Origin of the sequence: Nostoc sp. 'Peltigera membranacea cyanobiont' 210A, assembly GCF_002246015.1 — a bacterium.
Taxonomy (GTDB): Bacteria; Cyanobacteriota; Cyanobacteriia; order Cyanobacteriales; family Nostocaceae; genus Nostoc.
This window is the reverse complement of the sequence record NZ_NOLJ01000002.1, coordinates 603,693-620,809: the sequence shown is the minus strand read 5'-3', so window position 1 is coordinate 620,809 and position 17,117 is coordinate 603,693. Positions and strand designations below refer to the sequence as shown.

Below are 17,117 nucleotides of genomic sequence, written 5' to 3'. Positions count from 1 at the left end.
CGTGGTCGCATGATTGCAGCTAGGCTAAATCTTGGTTACACAGGGATTTTAGGGATTTTGGTTGAAGCTAAAAGCCAAAGGCTGATATCTGCTGTGAAACCTTTGTTAGATGCTCTGATTAACCAAGCAGGATTTTGGGTGGCGGAACCTTTATACAAGAGGGTTTTGCAGCTTGTTGATGAAAATTAAATGCGGCATAGACTTTCTAACTGAGCAGCAGTAGGCATTCTGAAAATTTTTTCACCTATTAACCATCTTAGCAAGTGTTTGCGGTTAATTTGTCAGTCATACTTCGCCCATCAATAACCTCGCCGCCACTCTACTGAGTTTCCTTTAACTCTGATTCAAATTTATGCCAGAAGTCTATTGACTTCTGGTAAATCTATTGAGAAGCTAATAGTTAGTTTTGCTAATTAATAGAAGTGCATCAAACTTGTGACAATACTGACGGGAAAAATAAATCGATCGCAACCTCAAGAAGAACCAAAACCGTTGATTTTGGAAACTCAGGGACTCACACGCCGTTTTGGGAAGTTAACCGCAGTTAATAACCTGAGCATATCTGTGGAACAAGGCGAAGTCTTTGGACTGCTTGGCCCCAATGGCGCAGGGAAAAGTACAGTTCTTAAGATGTTGACAACCTTACTGCCTATCAGTGCAGGGAAAGCAACCTTAGCTGGCTATGATGTGGCTCGTGAATCTAATCCTGTGAGACGGGCTATTGGCTATGTACCCCAAGCGCTCTCTGCTGATGGTAGTCTCACGGGTTACGAAAATCTCTTAATCTTCGCCAAGCTGTATGGAATACCTGCCAAAGGACGCGATCGCCGCATCTATGAAATTCTAGAATACATGGGTTTGCAAGATGCGGCGAAACGCTTGGTACGAAACTACTCTGGTGGGATGATCCGCAAGCTGGAAATCGGCATATCAGTTCTACATCAACCCCAAATTCTGTTTCTTGATGAGCCGACTGTCGGACTAGATCCCATCGCTCGAACTCAAGTATGGCAGCTTGTATTACAACTCTGTGCTGATTACGGCACAACTATATTTTTAACAACCCACTTTTTAGAAGAAGCGGATAGCTTATGTAACCGAGTGGCGATTATGCAACAAGGTGAAGTCGTTACCACAGGTACACCAAGCGACTTAAAAGCTTCTTTAGATAACCCAAATGCAACTTTGGATGATGTCTTTATTCACTATACAGGCGACCAGTTAACATCAGGAGTCAACTACCGTGACACAGCAAGAACCAGACGTACTGCTCAACGGTTGGGTTAAATCACCGCCCACTGTCCGAGTAAATTTGATCTCTGCAATTAAAGAGCTAGTTACGAAAACCCTGGCGATCGCAGAATTAGAAATACGTAAACTCCGCCACGATCCCACTGATTTAATAGTTCGAGCTGTGCAACCAGCATTATGGCTTTTAATCTTTGGACAAGTTTTCGCCCGCACTCGCGCCATTCCTACAGGAAACTTACCTTATTTGGACTTCATTTCTGCTGGAATTTTGGCTCAAAGTATTTTGTTTGTGGCAATTTTCAGTGGTGGGATGACGCTTATCTGGGAGCGAGATTTAGGGATTGTACATAAATTTCTAGCTAGTCCTACACCCCGTGTAGCGATGGTGTTGGGCAAAGCCCTAGCATGTGGGGTGAGGTGTTTATCTCAGGTAATATTCATTTACGGATTAGCATTTTTATTAGGTGTCAAACTAAATCTTCATCCTCTAGCTATTCTCCAAGTACTGCTGCTAGTCATACTGGGGGCGGGAACATTTTGTATTTTCTCATTAATTATTGGCTGTTTGGTGAAAAGCCGAGAAAGGATGACGGGTATTGGACAATTGTTAACCATGCCGTTATTTTTTGCGAGCAATGCCATCTATCCAATTTCTTTGATGCCCAGTTGGTTAAAGTTCATTTCCCATTTAAATCCGTTGACTTATCTGGTTGACGGCTTACGCAGCACCATGCTGTTAAACGGCACTAGCATCTATGGCTTTGGTCTGGATTGTACAATTCTCTTATTCACATTAATCATTTTGGCCATCATTGGTGGAAAACTTTATCCACGGGTGGCCATGTAACTAGGAGAACAACAAGCCCATGACCTTGGATAAACCTAATCAAGGTGCAACTTCCGAAGAATGTGCCGCTAGAGTAATGGAGACAGTTCCATTAGTGATGCGGTTTATCCGAGCGGATATGCGTGCCCATAGTGCCGCTTTTTTATCTATACCTCAATTGCGATCGCTAGCATTTATCAATCGCAATCCTGGTGCTTCATTATCTGACTTAGCAGAGCATTTAGGTGTCACCTCTGCCACGGCATCAGCAACTATAGAACGCTTGGTACAACGCGACTTCGTGAAACGGATTGCTCATCCTCAAGAGCGGCGGCGGGTGTTGCTCAATTTAACTGAAGATGGAAAACACCATCTCAAGCAATCCCAAGATCAAACTCGCGCTCATATTACTGACTTGCTCAAAGGTCTTTCAGAAGACCAAATTTCCAACATTGAAGAAGGCTTAACTCTACTAAAAAATGTCTTCGAGAAAACAGAACTCAAAGCCCCATAACTTTGAGGTTGCACAACACGATCCCTTTGCAGCCTTTAAGTTTCGAGACTATCGGCTATTTACCATTGGACGGCTGGTGCTGTTCGTGGGGTCGCAAATGCAAACTGTAGCGATTGGCTGGGAACTCTATGAGCGGACTAACTCAGCGATCGCTTTAGGTGGTGTAGGACTGGCACAAGTCCTACCGATGATTATTCTCACCTTAATTGCTGGAGATGTTGCCGATCGCCGCGATGCCTACGGCGGGCTGCGCCTACGCAAACTCACCATGTTACTGTCGGTGATACTGCTAGCCCTCTGCTCGCTGGCTTTAGCAGTGCTTTCCTATACTCAAGGTGCAATTTTTCTAATTTACGCCTGTTTGGTATTAACAGGTGTTGCTAGGGCATTCCTCAAACCTGCCAGTGATGCTTTGATGTGGCAGTTGATACCTGTCAGTGCTTTTACCAATGCAGCCACCTGGAATAGTAGTAGCTTTCAGTTAGCCGCAGTCATTGGCCCAGCCTTCGGAGGATTTGGGATTGCGCTGTTGGGAAGTGCTACAGGAGTTTATGTATTAGCAGCGATCGCAGCGTTGCTGTGTTTTATTTTAACGTTGGCGATTAAAGAGCAAAAAGCCATCCGCACAACTGAACCAATTTCATTTAAAGCACTAGCAGCTGGTGCTAAATTTGTTTGGCAGAATCAGTTGATTTTAGCAGCGATTACATTGGATATGTTTGCTGTATTGTTGGGTGGTGCGTAGGCGTAGCCCGCCGTAGGCATCGCGTTGCTACCCATCTTTGCCAAAGATATTTTACATGTCGGGCCAGTGGAGTTGGGATATTTACAAGCAGCCCATTCCATTGGTGCTTTGACTATGGCGATTACTCTGGCGTATTTACCACCGTTACGTAAAGCAGGCCCAGCCTTATTGTGGTCAGTGGTTGGCTTTGGGGTTGTAACAATTATCTTTGGACTTTCTCGTTCCTTTTGGCTATCTATGTTGATGCTGATCCTTGGTGGCGCACTAGATAGTATTAGCGTTGTGATTCGCCATACATTAGTTCAAATCAGAACACCGGATCATTTACGTGGTCGGGTTGCTGCTATTAATAGCGTGTTTATTAGTGCCTCCAATGAATTAGGGGGCTTTGAGTCCGGCTTGACTGCTGCTTTATTTGGCCCAGTGATTTCCGTTGTGGGTGGTGGAATTGGCACAATTGTAGTAGTGATTGCTACGGCTATGATTTGGCCGGGAATTCGCAAGTTAGGGGCTTTGCAGGAATATAAATAAATTTAAAATGGAAGTATTAGATGATGGAGTTATATCCACTACTAAGTCTTCCATAGATAATAAAAACCCCATGCTATGCAAAAGCTACAAAATTATAATTGTTATCTCTTGCTAGGATGGGATTTTTGTTTAGTGGAAGTTGCATATCGCTTAATTAAGAGGTAGACAAACCCAGAGTTTTAGGATTATGTCTAACTTAAATTTACCAATTGCCACACTAAGCAGTTGGGCTACTGCCAATATTTGGTATACTGCCTCCGGTTAGAATACCAAAGTTAGAAGGGTTGAAGTTGCCTTCAGTTGGAATACCAAAGTTAGAAGGATCGAAGCTATCAGCCGTTGGAATGCCAGAGCTACCTAAACTAAAGCTGCCTTCTTTTGGAATACCATACTTAGCAGGATCAAAGCTTTCAGCCGTTGGGATGCCATACTTAGCAGGATCAAAACTGCCTTCTTTGGGAATTCCATACTTAGTAGGATCAAAGCTTTCAGCCGTTGGGATGCCATACTTAGCGGGATCGAAACTGCCTTCTTTAGGAATTCCATACTTATCAAAATCGAAGCTGTCAGCCGTTGGGATGCCAAAAGCGCCTTCAGGTGCGAAAGGATCGCTGAGGTTGCTAGCCTGACCACCACTATTAACGGTATTACCAAAAACAGAATTTGAATCAGATGCCATTAGAGTTTATTCTCCTATTAGGACATAAATTTTGCGTAATCAAGAAATGTCAGGAAGGCACAATTAAGCTTCCTTCGTAACTTTTTTTAGTTGTTAATCTTGAGCTTTTCGGACTGAATTACAGAGTGCCTTTATGAAACTTACTGACCAAAAAAACTGTAATTAACGCTAGTTTTATAAAAAATATACAAAAGTTAACTTAGTTTTTACAATGAAAAATCTTTAGATGCTTGTGTCAAATCTTTAGATACTTTTTCTATTGAAATTTGCAGGGTAAGTTCATTGAAATTTGTATAAATCGGACTTGACAAATGGGCATTATGAATAAAAAGACTACAATGTTATCTTTGAAAATTTCAAGGAATAGATTGCTCATACACCTAAAAAACTACTTGGAGTTGCAAGGTAACAAAGCTGCTCGTTACCTGCTAAGTGCAGCACCTGTATGTGACACGCTACGCGAACGTAGAAAATGACGCTTACTCTTGCACAGAAGCAAGCTAAGAGATGCCTCTCATAGAGAAAAAAAAGAAGAAATAAGTTAAGAATTATTTGGTGCAAGTTTGAGAATTGGTATTAGTAGTTACCACAAGCGCATCGTAGATGGTTTAGATTGGCTCAAAGCAATCTTAGTATAATGGTAAATATAAGCCCTGTTTCTTAGTCTCAATTTCGGATAAATACTATAGATTGTTTTTCTAGGTGAATATTATGAACAATAACCTTCCAGCAGAGCCTAGAAACGGTTTTAACTTAGCCGAGACTTCAATTAATAAGGAGTCGCCTTTTGTGGAAAGTGATGGATTACTCTTCTATAAAGATGGGTACAAGACTCCAGAATTTTTAAGCTCATCCTTTTGCATACATCTATTTGATGAACGAGTTATCGTAGATCACTATGTACTGTTGTTTCCTGATTCAGAAACTCTTACAGACTATGCTAAAACTCTGATCAACTATGATGCCAAAATCACCGAAGGCCCAGGAAAATGGCCTGATGATTTTTGTCCTGAGCAAAACTTATTGCCCGAAGATGCTAGTATGTACTTTCTCTCAGCCTTAATGCCGTCAGGCATGATTTTGGTGCTGCTTGCACCGAACGCGCCAGATGAACAGATAGCTAGCTTATGCCAGAAGCAAGGTTTTAACACTGTCCATCACGTTGCCATTCTTGTTGATGATATCTATGCAGCAGCACAAGTATGGCAAAATAAGGGCTTTCTTCCTCTGTCTATGACTCCTCAAGAGGATGGTTCCTTGTGCCAATGGTTTTTCCGCAACTGGGCAGGTCAAATTATAGAGCTAATCTGCCGCCAATGGACAGGTAAAGAGACTTTTTCCTGTGAGAATATCGCTGGTTTACGCCTTTCAGAATTGGCAGCCTAAATTTATAATTCGTAATTCGTAATTCGTAATGACGCTCCTGCGTCGCTAACGCTGCGCTAACGTAATTCGTAATTATTTGGTTAAGTCATGCTTCGTGCGACGGTGGTTAGCAGCTTGTAATAATAGAGACTCTGCAAAAGCGATCGCATCAGTTGCAGATTTACCACCAGCCAACTGCGCTAGTTCTTCCCGACGGGTGTTTAAATTATCCAAGGTAGTAACTCTGACAACGGTACGCTGTTCGGTATTGTCATTGTTGGCTTTTTTACCTTTGCCTTGATTAATAGTTTGCTTATCTACACGAAAATGCCGATCGGCCATTGCCGCAACTAAAGGTTGATGCGTAACACATAACACTTGGTTACGTTGACTTAGCTGGTATAATTTTTCCGCGATCGCTTGGGCGACTCTTCCCGAAACCCCAACATCAATTTCATCAAACACCATAGTTCCAGCAACATCAACCTGAGAAAAACAAGCTTTTAAAGCCAGTAAAAAGCGGCTCATTTCCCCACCAGAGGCAACTTCTGTTAAAGGTTGCAGTGGTTCTCCGGGATTGGAACTAAATGTAAAAGTAATTTTATCTGCTCCCATCGCAGTTGGGAAAGCTGGTAATATTTCAACCAGAAACTTCACCTTTTCCATCGCTAGGGGCTTGAGTTCAGCTATCAAACGTGATTCTAAATTAGCCGCCGCTTTACTCCGCAATTGAGTTAACTGATTACTTGCTTGGGTAAGTTTCTCAAAACACGCCTTTTCTTGCTGTTCTAGACTTTCGATAGATTGTTCGCTGTCGTTAAGTTGGGCTAATTCTGCTTGGATACGTTGGTAATAAGCGATCGCTTCTGTAAGTGTCGGCCCATACTTGCGGCAAATTTGCTTTAATTCCTGAATTCGTTCTTCTACCTCTTCCAATCGGTGGGGATCGGCTTCCAATCCATCCCCATAAGCATTAATCTGCCTTCCCACTTCCATTACCGCAGCTTGCGCGTCCCGCACCAATTCTAATAGGGGTTGCAGTTGGGTATCATATTCCACCATGTCATTTAATATCGCCTCACTGTCTCCCAATAAATCACCTGCGGCGGGAGTTTCATGATCGTTTTGATACAAAGCCTGATAAACCTTGTAACTCATTTGTTGCAAATCAACGACATGATTCAGGCGTTCCCGTTCTTGTCCCAACTGTTCCAATTCATTAGGCTCACTGAGATTGCCTGCTCCCAATTCCTGCACTTGATAAGTAAGCAAGTCGAGTTGTTGCAACCTTTCCCGTTCTGATGTTCGGCGTTTTTCTAGTGCTAAATGCGCCTGTTGGTAAGCACTGAAGCTCGTGGCGACTTTATGACGCTGTTGCATCAGGGAGTCACCCCCATATAAATCCAACCAGTCACGAACTTGGGCAGATTGTCCTACTTGCACCGTTTGTCCTTGGGCGGTGATTTCCACTAAGCGATCGCGCATTCCTCCCATGATCTGCCGATTTACCAACACACCATTCACCCGCGATCGACTACGGACATTACTCGCAGTAGCTGTGATTTCTCGGCTAATGACTACAGAATTTTCATCAAGCAAATCTATTTCTTGTTCAGTCAACCAAGCCGCTAGGGGGGCGTTTGAGGTGAAAGTAGCTTCAACCATCGCCCGACTTGTCCCCGTGCGAATGACTCGACTAGAGACTTTACCGCCCAAAGCGGCATCAATGGCATCCAAGATAATCGATTTTCCAGCGCCGGTTTCACCTGTTAACACATTTAGTCCCGCGCCAAATTCTAATTCCAGTTGGTCAATTAGGGCAAAGTTTTCAATTCGCAGGCAAAGCAACATCAAGCCAAATTCTCCATGAGGGCAGATGCCGGATACTTCTAACTTACAAGACAATAAGTATGATCTTTCAGCAACTAGCAATACCTACTACTATTGAACTAGTATGCCCGTTTAAGTGTAGCAGACCTATTAGTACTAGGGAGTAAGGAGAGCAGAGGGAGATGAGGAAAAAATACCCAATGCCCCATTCCCAATTCCCAATTTCTAAACATATTGTTACAATACTTAATGTGATCGTTCTGACTGGTGGCCTTCTTCATGATTGTTAAGACACTTCCCCCTAGTTCCCGACCGATTCAAGAGGACAGTCGCAACGGCACAAATCGCCGAAGCGACGAACTGGATGTTATTGATGTAGTGCCAGAAGATGGTACATCAAGTTTAGTTGTACGCTCACCAAGACTCTTAGCAGCCCAAAAGGTGAGGACAACAGCCCAACCTGAGACGCTTTACGATCCCGTGGGCATAGCGGCGCATTACCAAAATAAAAAAATGCAAGTTTTACGGCGGATTTTTGCCGTATTGGGGCCGACTCTATCCTTTGCTTTTGGATTGTGGTCGGATAGTAAACGGGGAATTGTCGTCAAAAATGACCCCCGCCGAGCTACTCAGCTACGAGTATTGCTGACCCAATTAGGTCCTGCTTACATCAAAATTGGCCAAGCTTTATCCACCAGACCGGATCTCGTTCCTCCCGTATATTTAGAAGAATTAACTAAACTACAAGACCAATTACCGCCTTTCCCCAACGAAATTGCATACCAGTTTATCAAAGAAGAATTAGGCGCACCTCCAGAAGAGGTTTACGCCGAACTGTCGGCCCAGCCAATTGCTGCGGCTTCATTGGGGCAAGTATATAAAGGTAAGCTAAAAACTGGTGAAGAAGTCGCTGTTAAAGTTCAACGCCCCGACTTACGAGAGGGAATCACCATTGACTTGTATATCTTGCGTAACCTCGCCGCTTGGGTGCAGAAAAAGGTTAAACGGGTAAGAAGTGACTTAGTTGGGATTCTCGATGAATTAGGCGATCGCATTTTTGAAGAGATGGATTACATCCATGAAGGCGAAAATGCCGAACGATTTTTCGAGTTATACGGTCACATGAAAGACGTATATGTACCGAAAATTTACTGGGAATACACCAATCGTCGCGTCTTGACGATGGAGTGGATTAACGGCACTAAATTAACCCAGACAGAAGAAATTAGCGCCCAAGGTATAGATGCTCGTTATCTAATTGAAGTGGGTGTGCAGTGTTCCCTGCGCCAGTTGCTAGAACATGGATTTTTCCACGCCGATCCCCACCCTGGTAATTTGTTAGCAACAACCGATGGCAAGTTAGCTTATCTCGACTTTGGGATGATGAGCGAGATTAAGCCACCACAGCGTTATGGTTTGATTGAAGCGATCGTCCACGTCGTCAACCGCGACTTTGAAGGATTAGCAAAAGATTACGTTAAATTAGATTTCTTATCACCAGAAACCGATTTAACACCAATTATCCCAGCTTTTGCGAGAGTCTTTGCTGATGCCGAAGGAGCCAGTGTTGCCGATCTTAATATTAAAAGCATCACAGATGAACTATCGGCTTTGATGTATGAGTATCCTTTCCGCGTACCGCCCTACTACGCCTTAATTATTCGCTCCCTTGTGACGCTAGAAGGTATTGCAATATATATAGATCCCAACTTTAAAGTCCTCAGCGAAGCTTATCCCTACGTTTCCAAACGCCTGTTAACAGATCCAGCACCGCAATTAAGAGCATCATTGCAAGATTTGCTATTTAAAGATGGCAGATTTCGCTGGAATCGCTTAGAAAACTTGTTAAAAAATGCGCGTAATAGTCAAGACTACGACTTTAATTTAGTACTAAATCAGGGAATAGAGTTCCTGTCATCTGAACGCGGTGCTTTTATTCGTGACAAATTAGTAGATGAATCTGTTAACGGACTTGATGCTTTAGGTAAAAATGTTTTGCATAACTTTACCTCCTTGTTGCGAGAACGCGTAGGATTGACAGCAGTGAATAAAACTCCAGCGGCCACGGTTGAACAACAACAAACCTTAGAGCATATCAAACGTATATTAGGTATTCTCCGAGAAACAAGAGGCTTTGACCCAGTGCAAATTACATCCCAAATTGCCCAGTTATTGGTAAATTCAGATGTACAACGTTTAGGTCAACAAATAGCCAACCGCTTCACACAGAAAGCTGTAGCCAGGTTAATTCGGCAATTATTGGCATCCTAGTAAAAGTTATGAGTTAAACAAAGTTTTTAACTCATAAATTATTTATTCTAGCAACTATATAACCCAACTCTTCTAGCTTTTCTAAGACCTTAGTTGCACTTTGAGCAACGCTTTCCTGGTTAGTTTTGCATTCGACTTCAGGACAGAGTGGTATTTCATAAGGATCATCAATACCAGTGAAGTGCTTAATTTCCCCTGCTCTTGCTTTTTTATATAACCCTTTTACGTCTCGTTGTTCACAAACTTCTAATGATGTGTTGACGTAAACTTCAATGAAAAATCGAATACTTTGGCGCACTTCTTCTCGAATTTCGCGGTACGGTGAAATTGCCGAAACCAATACAATTACATTATTTCTGGCAAGAAGGTGAGCTACAAAGCCAATGCGCCGAATATTCTCCTCTCGATCCTCTTTGCTGAAACCCAATCCTTTACATAAGTTTTGACGTACTGCATCACCATCCAGAACTTCAACTCTGTATCCCTGTATCCGCAGTTCCTTCTCCACGAATTGACAGATAGTAGTTTTACCTGCACCACTCAAACCAGTGAACCATACTGTCACACCACACTCTTGTTGTCTCATCCTACTTTCGTCGTAAATTTTAAATGGCACACCAAAAAAGCTTTTTTAGGTAATTGTGGGTCAAATAGTAATTTTATTTTTATAATCCTTTTTTAGCAGGAATTTCAGCAATTGCAAGGCATCCTATGTTAACCTTGCTAATTTTACCTCTACTGATTTCGAGTGAAAAATCGCATAATTATACGTATTTAGGCTAAATATTTAATACGAAGCATGGCGATGTATACGACAGGCTACACCTACGCATTTTCTCTACCCTAACAACGCAATTTGCCGTTATAGTAACAAAAATTGTCGATCGAGTTTTCAAATTATTAAAGTTTTAACTAATTTTTACATTCAGTATATATACAGTTTATTTTTAAATAGAATAGTCTTTATTATAACAGTAGATTACCAAACAAGATTTACTGCTAAGACATTATAAAAAACTAAGTTCAAAATATCTGCAAAGTTAGACCCAGTGCAGCTTTATGGCGGCGCGACCTATTTTCTGGGGGCGATTCCTTTAAGTGCTGTTTCTGGTACAGACTTGTTTACTGACAATGATGGCACGCTTAGTGGTCTGTGTGATTAATTCTGAGAGTTTCGTAGTGAGCGATTTATCAGTCAATTTCAAGGGTTTTAGCCCTGACTACAAACTTTCACAACTCATCAAAACCAATGACATCAATCACTAGTACACCTTGGCATAAATTTGTTCACCTTTAACAAGTTGCTCTGAGCAACTTGTCTACTTAATTGAGGTGATAGCTGGATTTACGCCATGCAGTACTAGTGTTTTGTGCCAGTAATTTTCGGGGTTCGTAGTTGGTAATTGACCCCTCAATTTTAAGGGCTGGAGCCACTGAGTATATTTTGTATTTAACTAAGTCTAAAGTTCCTCAACAAAATTTGAAATTTAATTCAACTGATTTATGTTGTCCACTTTTCCCACTACTGCCCCAGAAGAGAATAACTTAATTCAATGTGATGCCGATCAGGGATTTATCTCCTGGCTGAGTCAAGCCGGAGGCTCAATTGCCATCACCACCTACCAAGCCGGAAAACTAGCACTAGTAGGCTGGAATGGGGAACAGATAACCATGCTGTTACGCCAATTTTCCAAACCAATGGGATTGGCAGTGAATGGTTCACGATTGGCACTGGCTAGTCATCACGAAGTCTGTTTATTAGCCAATGCCCCCGCATTAGCTTATGAGTTTTTAGAAGACCAGCCCGGACGTTACGATGCCCTCTACCTACCACGGATGGCATACTTCACAGGCGACCTCAATATTCACGACCTGGAATTTGGCAGAGAAGGGCTATGGATTGTCAACACCCGCTTTTCGTGTCTTTCTGCCTTGAGTCCAGACTTTAGCTTTGTACCGCGCTGGCATCCGAAATTTATTTCTGAAGTAGTGCCAGAAGACCGTTGCCACCTGAATGGATTAGCGATGGTGGATGGCAAACCCAAGTATGTGACTGCCCTCGGTGCGACAGATACCGTCGGGGGATGGCGACCGGGCAAAGCCAACGGCGGGGTCGTAGTGGAAGTAGAGAGCAATGAAATTATTGTAGATGGATTATCAATGCCCCATTCGCCAATTTGGCATGACGGGTTTTTGTGGTTACTCAACTCTGGTGCTGGGGAAATATGGCGCATTCATCCAGAATCAGGAGACAAACAAGTAGTCTGTGTACTCCCTGGATTTCTGCGGGGGTTGTGCTGCGTCGGGTATTACGCCCTAGTCGGACTATGCCAGATTCGGGAACGGCACATTTTCGGAGGGTTGCCTATTACTCAACGGTTTGAGCAATTGCTCTGTGGCGTGGCAGTCGTGGATTTGCGAAATGGGCAACAGGTGGGGATGCTGAAGTTCACCACAGGCTGTCAAGAACTTTATGATGTGCAGTTTCTTGCTGGTGTGCAGCGTCCGATGGTTTTAAATCAGGAACGAAAAGAAATCCGCCAAGCATTTACTGCCCCAGAGTTTAATTATTGGCTGCGACCGAGTGCAGTGATTCCTAATGACTAAGAAATCTGTTTAATCAGGCCCTAATTGTTGAAATCAAAGTTTTAGTTTTTTCAGAGGTTTTTTCATGAATGAATTCAAAGTCAATACTTACACCAACAATAATCAAATTAATCCCGCAGTCGCGATGGATGCTGATGGGGACTTCATTATTTCCTGGACTGGCAATGCTCAGGATGGATCTGGCGGTGGGGTGTATGCTCAACGCTACAACAGTACTGGCGTGGCTGTTGGGGGGGAATTCCAAGTCAATACCAACACCAACGGCAATCAACTTAACTCTACAGTAGCGATCGATGCCGATGGCGACTTTGTTATTTCCTGGCAAAGCCAAGACGGTTCTAGCTATGGAGTATATGCCCAACGCTACAACAATGCCGGGGTAGCTCAAGGGGGCGAATTTCAGGTCAATGCCTCTACTAACAACAATCAAGTTAACCCCACAGTAGCGATGGATACCAGTGGGAACTTTGTCATTTCCTGGCAAAGCAGTGGTCAGGACGGGTCTAGCTATGGAGTATATGCCCAACGCTACACCAGTGCTGGGTTAGCTATTGGGGGCGAATTTCAGGTCAATACCCACACCCAAGGCTCTCAATATAACCCCACAATAGCTGTGGATGCCACTGGGGATTTTGTTATTTCCTGGCAAAGTTATTATCAAGATGGGTCTTACTTAGGCATATATGCCCAACGCTACACCAGTGCTGGGTTAGCTATTGGGAACGAATTTCAGGTTAATACCCACACCCAAGGCTCTCAATATAACCCCACAGTAGCAATGGATGGTACTGGGGACTATGTAATTTCTTGGCAAAGCTATGGTCAGGACGGATCTGGAGATGGCATATATGCCCAACGCTACAACAGTTCTGGGTTAGCTCAAGGGGTTGAATTCAAAGTCAATACCCACACCGAGGGCAATCAATATAACCCCACAGTAGCGATGAATGCAGATGGGGACTTTATCATTTCCTGGACTAGTGATAGTCAGGACGGATCTGGGGATGGCATATATGCCCAACGCTACAACAGTACTGGGGTAGCTATTGGGGGCGAATTCCAAGTCAATACTTACACCAACAATAAGCAAATTAACCCCACAATAGCAATGGATGCCACTGGGGACTTTATCATTTCCTGGCAAAGCAATGGTCAGGACGGATCTGGCTATGGAATATATGCCCAACTAAACAACAGTGGGGCTCCCCCAACTATCACCCCTGGTTCTGCCTCTGCCCTGACATACGCTGAAAACACCATTACAGCTATCGACTCAGGCATCACCGTCAGCGACACAGACTCCCCCAACCTGGTTAGTGGCACCATCAAGATTACCAGTGGTTTTGCCTCTGCTGAAGACATCCTCGCCTTCACCAATCAAAATGGGATTACGGGCAGCTACAACAGCAGCACAGGTGTTTTAACCTTAACTGGTAGTGCCACCATTGCTAATTATCAAACTGCACTACGTTCTGTTACTTATACCAACAGTAGTGATAACCCCACTACTACACCTCGTACCGTCAGCTTTATAGTTAATGATGGGGCTGCTAATAGTACTGCCGTTAGCCGCAATATTAATATTACGGCAGTAAATGATGCACCTGTTGCTACTGCAACCAACTCTGCTGTGGCATACACCGAGAATGCTACTACAATCATCGACTCAGGTATCACGGTCAGCGATGTAGACTCTGCTAACCTCTCCGGTGCTACTGTCAGCATTACCAGTGGTTTCGCCTCTGCTCAAGACACCCTCGCCTTCACCAACCAAAATGGGATTACGGGCAACTACAACAGCAGCACAGGTGTTTTAACCTTAATTGGTAGTGCCACCATTGCTAATTATCAAACTGCACTACGTTCTGTTACTTATAGCAACAGTAGTGATAACCCCACTACTACACCTCGTACCGTCAGCTTTGTGGTCAATGATGGGACTGATAATAGTACTGTTGTTACCCGCAATATTAATATTACAGCAGTGAACAATGTACCCATTGCTACTGCTAGCAACTCTGCTCTGGCATACACCGAGAACGCTACTACAGCCATCGATTCAGGCATCACCGTCAGCGATGTAGACTCTGCTAATCTAGCTAGTGCTACTGTCAGAATTAGCAGTGGCTTTATTTCTGCTCAAGATACCCTCGCCTTCACCAATCAAAATGGGATTGCGGGCAGCTACAACAGCACCACAGGTGTCTTAACCTTAACTGGCAGTTCCACCGTTGCTAACTATCAAGCCGCTCTACGTTCTATTACTTATACCAACAACAGTGATAACCCCAGTCTTACACCTCGTACCATCAGCTTTATAGTTAATGATGGGGCTGCTAATAGTACTGCCATTACTCGCGATATTAATATTACGGCGGTGAATGATGCGCCTGTTGCTGTTAACGATAGCATCACCACAAAAAGAAACATACCCGTTATTATTAGTGCTACTACTCTGTTAAGCAATGATAAAGATGTCGATGTTAGTGATGTTTTGAGTATTACTGGCTTCACCCAACCTAGCCAAGGAAGCTTAGTTAACAACAACGACGGTACTTACACTTATACCCCTGTCCAAAACTATTATGGCTTTGATAGCTTCACTTACACTCTAAGTGATGGGCACGGAGGCAATAGTACTGCTACCGTCAACTTGACTATTAATCAGTACAATGTGATTAATGGTACTTTAGGTGCAGACAACCTGAATGGTACAGTCAATATTGATATCATCTCAGGATTGCAGGGCAATGACACGCTCCAAGGACTAAGTGATAATGACACTCTTGATGGCGGCGATGGAAATGATTCCTTAGATGGTGGTGCAGGAGTTGACAGTCTCATTGGTGGTAAAGGCAATGATATTTATATCGTAGACAACCTGAACGATATTATTATTGAAGGCTTAAATGCAGGCACAGATTTAGTTAAGTCTTCGGTGAGTTGGGTATTGGGAAATAACCTGGAGAACTTGACCCTGACTGGAAGTGGGGCAATCAATGGTACTGGTAATAGCTTTAATAACATCTTGATTGGCAATACTGGCGCTAACATTTTGAGTGGAGAAAATGGCAACGATAACCTCTTTGGTGATTCCGACAATGACACCTTGTTGGGTGGTGCAGGCAATGATACCTTAGATGGCGGTTTAGGATCTGATAGTCTTGATGGTGGAATCGGTAATGACACTTACATCGTAGATAACGTGAACGATATTATTATCGAAGGCTTAAATGCAGGTACAGATTTAGTTAAGTCTTCGGTGAGTTGGGTGTTGGGAAATAACCTGGAGAACTTGACCCTGACTGGAAGTGGGGCAATCAATGGTACTGGTAACAGTCTTAAGAACATCTTGATTGGCAATGCTGGCGCTAACATCTTGAGTGGAGAAGATAGCAATGATAGCCTAATTGGTGGTGCAGGCAATGACACCTTGTTGGGCGGTGCAGGTGATGACACCTTGGATGGAGGTTTAGGAGCTGATAGTCTCAATGGTGGAATCGGCAATGACATTTATACTGTAGACAACGTAAACGACTTCATTACTGAAGGCTTAAATGCAGGTACAGATTTAGTTAAGTCTTCGGTGAATTGGGTGTTGGGAAATAATCTGGAGAACTTGACCCTGACTGGAAGTGGGGCAATCAATGGTACTGGTAACAGCCTTAATAACATACTGGCGGGAAATAGTGGTGCTAACACGTTGAATGGAGTTGATGGCAACGATAGCCTGTTTGGTAGCTCAGGTAATGACACCTTGTTCGGGGATTCCGGCGATGACACCTTGAATGGAGGTGCAGGGATTGACAGTCTTGATGGTGGAATCGGCAATGATACTTACATCGTAGACAACCTGAACGATAGTATTATTGAAGGTTTAGAAGCAGGTACAGATTTAGTCAATTCTTCGGTGAATTGGGTGTTGGGAAATAACCTAGAGAATTTGACTCTGACTGGAACCGGGGCAATCAATGGTACTGGTAATAGCCTTAATAACATCCTGATGGGAAATAATGGTGCTAACACATTAACAGGAGGAGATGGCAATGATAGCCTCTTTGGTAACTCAGGGAATGACACCTTGTTCGGTAGTGCAGGTGACGATCTAATCGCTGGTGGAGTTGGTCGAGATGTATTGACTGGTGGAACTGGGCAAGATAGCTTCAACCTAACTGGTACCCGTACTGGAGGGTATGATACGATCGCTGATTTTACTCTTGGAGAGGATACTATCTTGATTTCCAAGGCTGAATTCGGACTGGTTCAATCTCAAAATACTACGCTCGATTCGGGACTGTTTCGACTTGGTACCACTGCGATAACAGCAAGCGATCGCTTTATGTACGATCAAACTACGGGTAATCTTTTCTTTGACGCGGATGGGATTGGTAAGGCTGCACAAGTTCTTCAAATTGCCCAGTTCTCCAATAAGGTAGCGCTTAGTAGTGCAAATATTACTATCATTGCCTAACGCAAGCTAACTATAGCAAGCATTGAG

General features: G+C 43.4%; 11 protein-coding genes and 1 pseudogene. 9 read left to right on the top strand and 3 right to left on the bottom strand.

Features of this window, described 5'->3' with window-relative positions:
* Positions 1–9: 9 nt before the first annotated feature.
* The 5 genes and pseudogenes from CDG76_RS38200 (at position 10) to CDG76_RS07540 (ending at position 3,867) form a co-directional block, all read left to right on the top strand.
* Positions 10–189, top strand: coding sequence for a DUF3368 domain-containing protein (locus CDG76_RS38200; RefSeq protein WP_223265168.1), 180 nt, complete (start codon positions 10–12; stop codon positions 187–189).
* A gap of 246 nt (positions 190–435) precedes the next feature.
* A complete protein-coding gene (locus tag CDG76_RS07555; RefSeq protein WP_094348424.1) occupies positions 436–1,287 on the top strand; it encodes an ABC transporter ATP-binding protein in 852 nt (283 codons plus the stop codon).
* Complete coding sequence (locus tag CDG76_RS07550; protein WP_094348423.1) at positions 1,244–2,098, top strand: ABC transporter permease; 855 nt, start codon at positions 1,244–1,246, stop codon at positions 2,096–2,098. The genes CDG76_RS07555 and CDG76_RS07550 overlap by 44 nt, the downstream gene beginning before the upstream one ends.
* 19 nt (positions 2,099–2,117) lie before the next feature.
* Positions 2,118–2,591 carry a MarR family winged helix-turn-helix transcriptional regulator gene (locus CDG76_RS07545; protein ID WP_012410989.1) on the top strand — a complete coding sequence of 158 codons (474 nt, stop codon included), beginning with the start codon at positions 2,118–2,120 and terminating at the stop codon, positions 2,589–2,591.
* Positions 2,557–3,867, top strand: a pseudogene (locus tag CDG76_RS07540) (MFS transporter). Before CDG76_RS07545 ends, CDG76_RS07540 begins: the two are co-directional and overlap by 35 nt.
* 217 nt (positions 3,868–4,084) lie before the next feature.
* Here CDG76_RS07540 and CDG76_RS07535 read toward each other — a convergent pair.
* Entirely contained in the window at positions 4,085–4,546 is a 462-nt protein-coding gene (locus CDG76_RS07535) for a hypothetical protein (protein ID WP_094348422.1), read from the bottom strand.
* Positions 4,547–5,257: 711 nt separating this feature from the next.
* On the opposite strand from CDG76_RS07535, the gene CDG76_RS07530 reads away from it, so the two are divergent.
* Entirely contained in the window at positions 5,258–5,932 is a 675-nt protein-coding gene (locus CDG76_RS07530) for a VOC family protein (RefSeq protein WP_094348421.1), read from the top strand.
* Between the two features lie 72 nt (positions 5,933–6,004).
* Here CDG76_RS07530 and recN read toward each other — a convergent pair whose 3' ends face one another.
* Positions 6,005–7,762, bottom strand: a complete 1,758-nt coding sequence (gene recN, locus CDG76_RS07525) for a DNA repair protein RecN (RefSeq protein ID WP_094348420.1) — start codon at positions 7,760–7,762, stop codon at positions 6,005–6,007.
* 258 nt (positions 7,763–8,020) lie between these two features.
* Between recN and CDG76_RS07520 the strand changes: the two genes are divergently transcribed.
* Positions 8,021–10,012, top strand: coding sequence for an ABC1 kinase family protein (locus CDG76_RS07520; RefSeq protein WP_094348419.1), 1,992 nt, complete (start codon positions 8,021–8,023; stop codon positions 10,010–10,012).
* 31 nt (positions 10,013–10,043) lie between these two features.
* Here the strand turns inward: CDG76_RS07520 and cysC are convergent, their stop codons facing one another.
* Complete coding sequence (gene cysC / locus CDG76_RS07515; RefSeq protein WP_262984314.1) at positions 10,044–10,616, bottom strand: adenylyl-sulfate kinase; 573 nt, start codon at positions 10,614–10,616, stop codon at positions 10,044–10,046.
* A gap of 899 nt (positions 10,617–11,515) precedes the next feature.
* Between cysC and CDG76_RS07510 the strand changes: the two genes are divergently transcribed.
* Together CDG76_RS07510 and CDG76_RS07505 are read left to right on the top strand one after the other, a co-directional pair.
* The gene (locus tag CDG76_RS07510) at positions 11,516–12,619 is read left to right on the top strand and encodes a TIGR03032 family protein (RefSeq protein ID WP_094348417.1); all 1,104 of its coding nucleotides are present in this window, start codon (positions 11,516–11,518) and stop codon (positions 12,617–12,619) included.
* Positions 12,620–12,683: 64 nt separating this feature from the next.
* The gene (locus tag CDG76_RS07505) at positions 12,684–17,090 is read left to right on the top strand and encodes a beta strand repeat-containing protein (protein WP_094348416.1); all 4,407 of its coding nucleotides are present in this window, start codon (positions 12,684–12,686) and stop codon (positions 17,088–17,090) included.
* Positions 17,091–17,117: the final 27 nt, after the last annotated feature.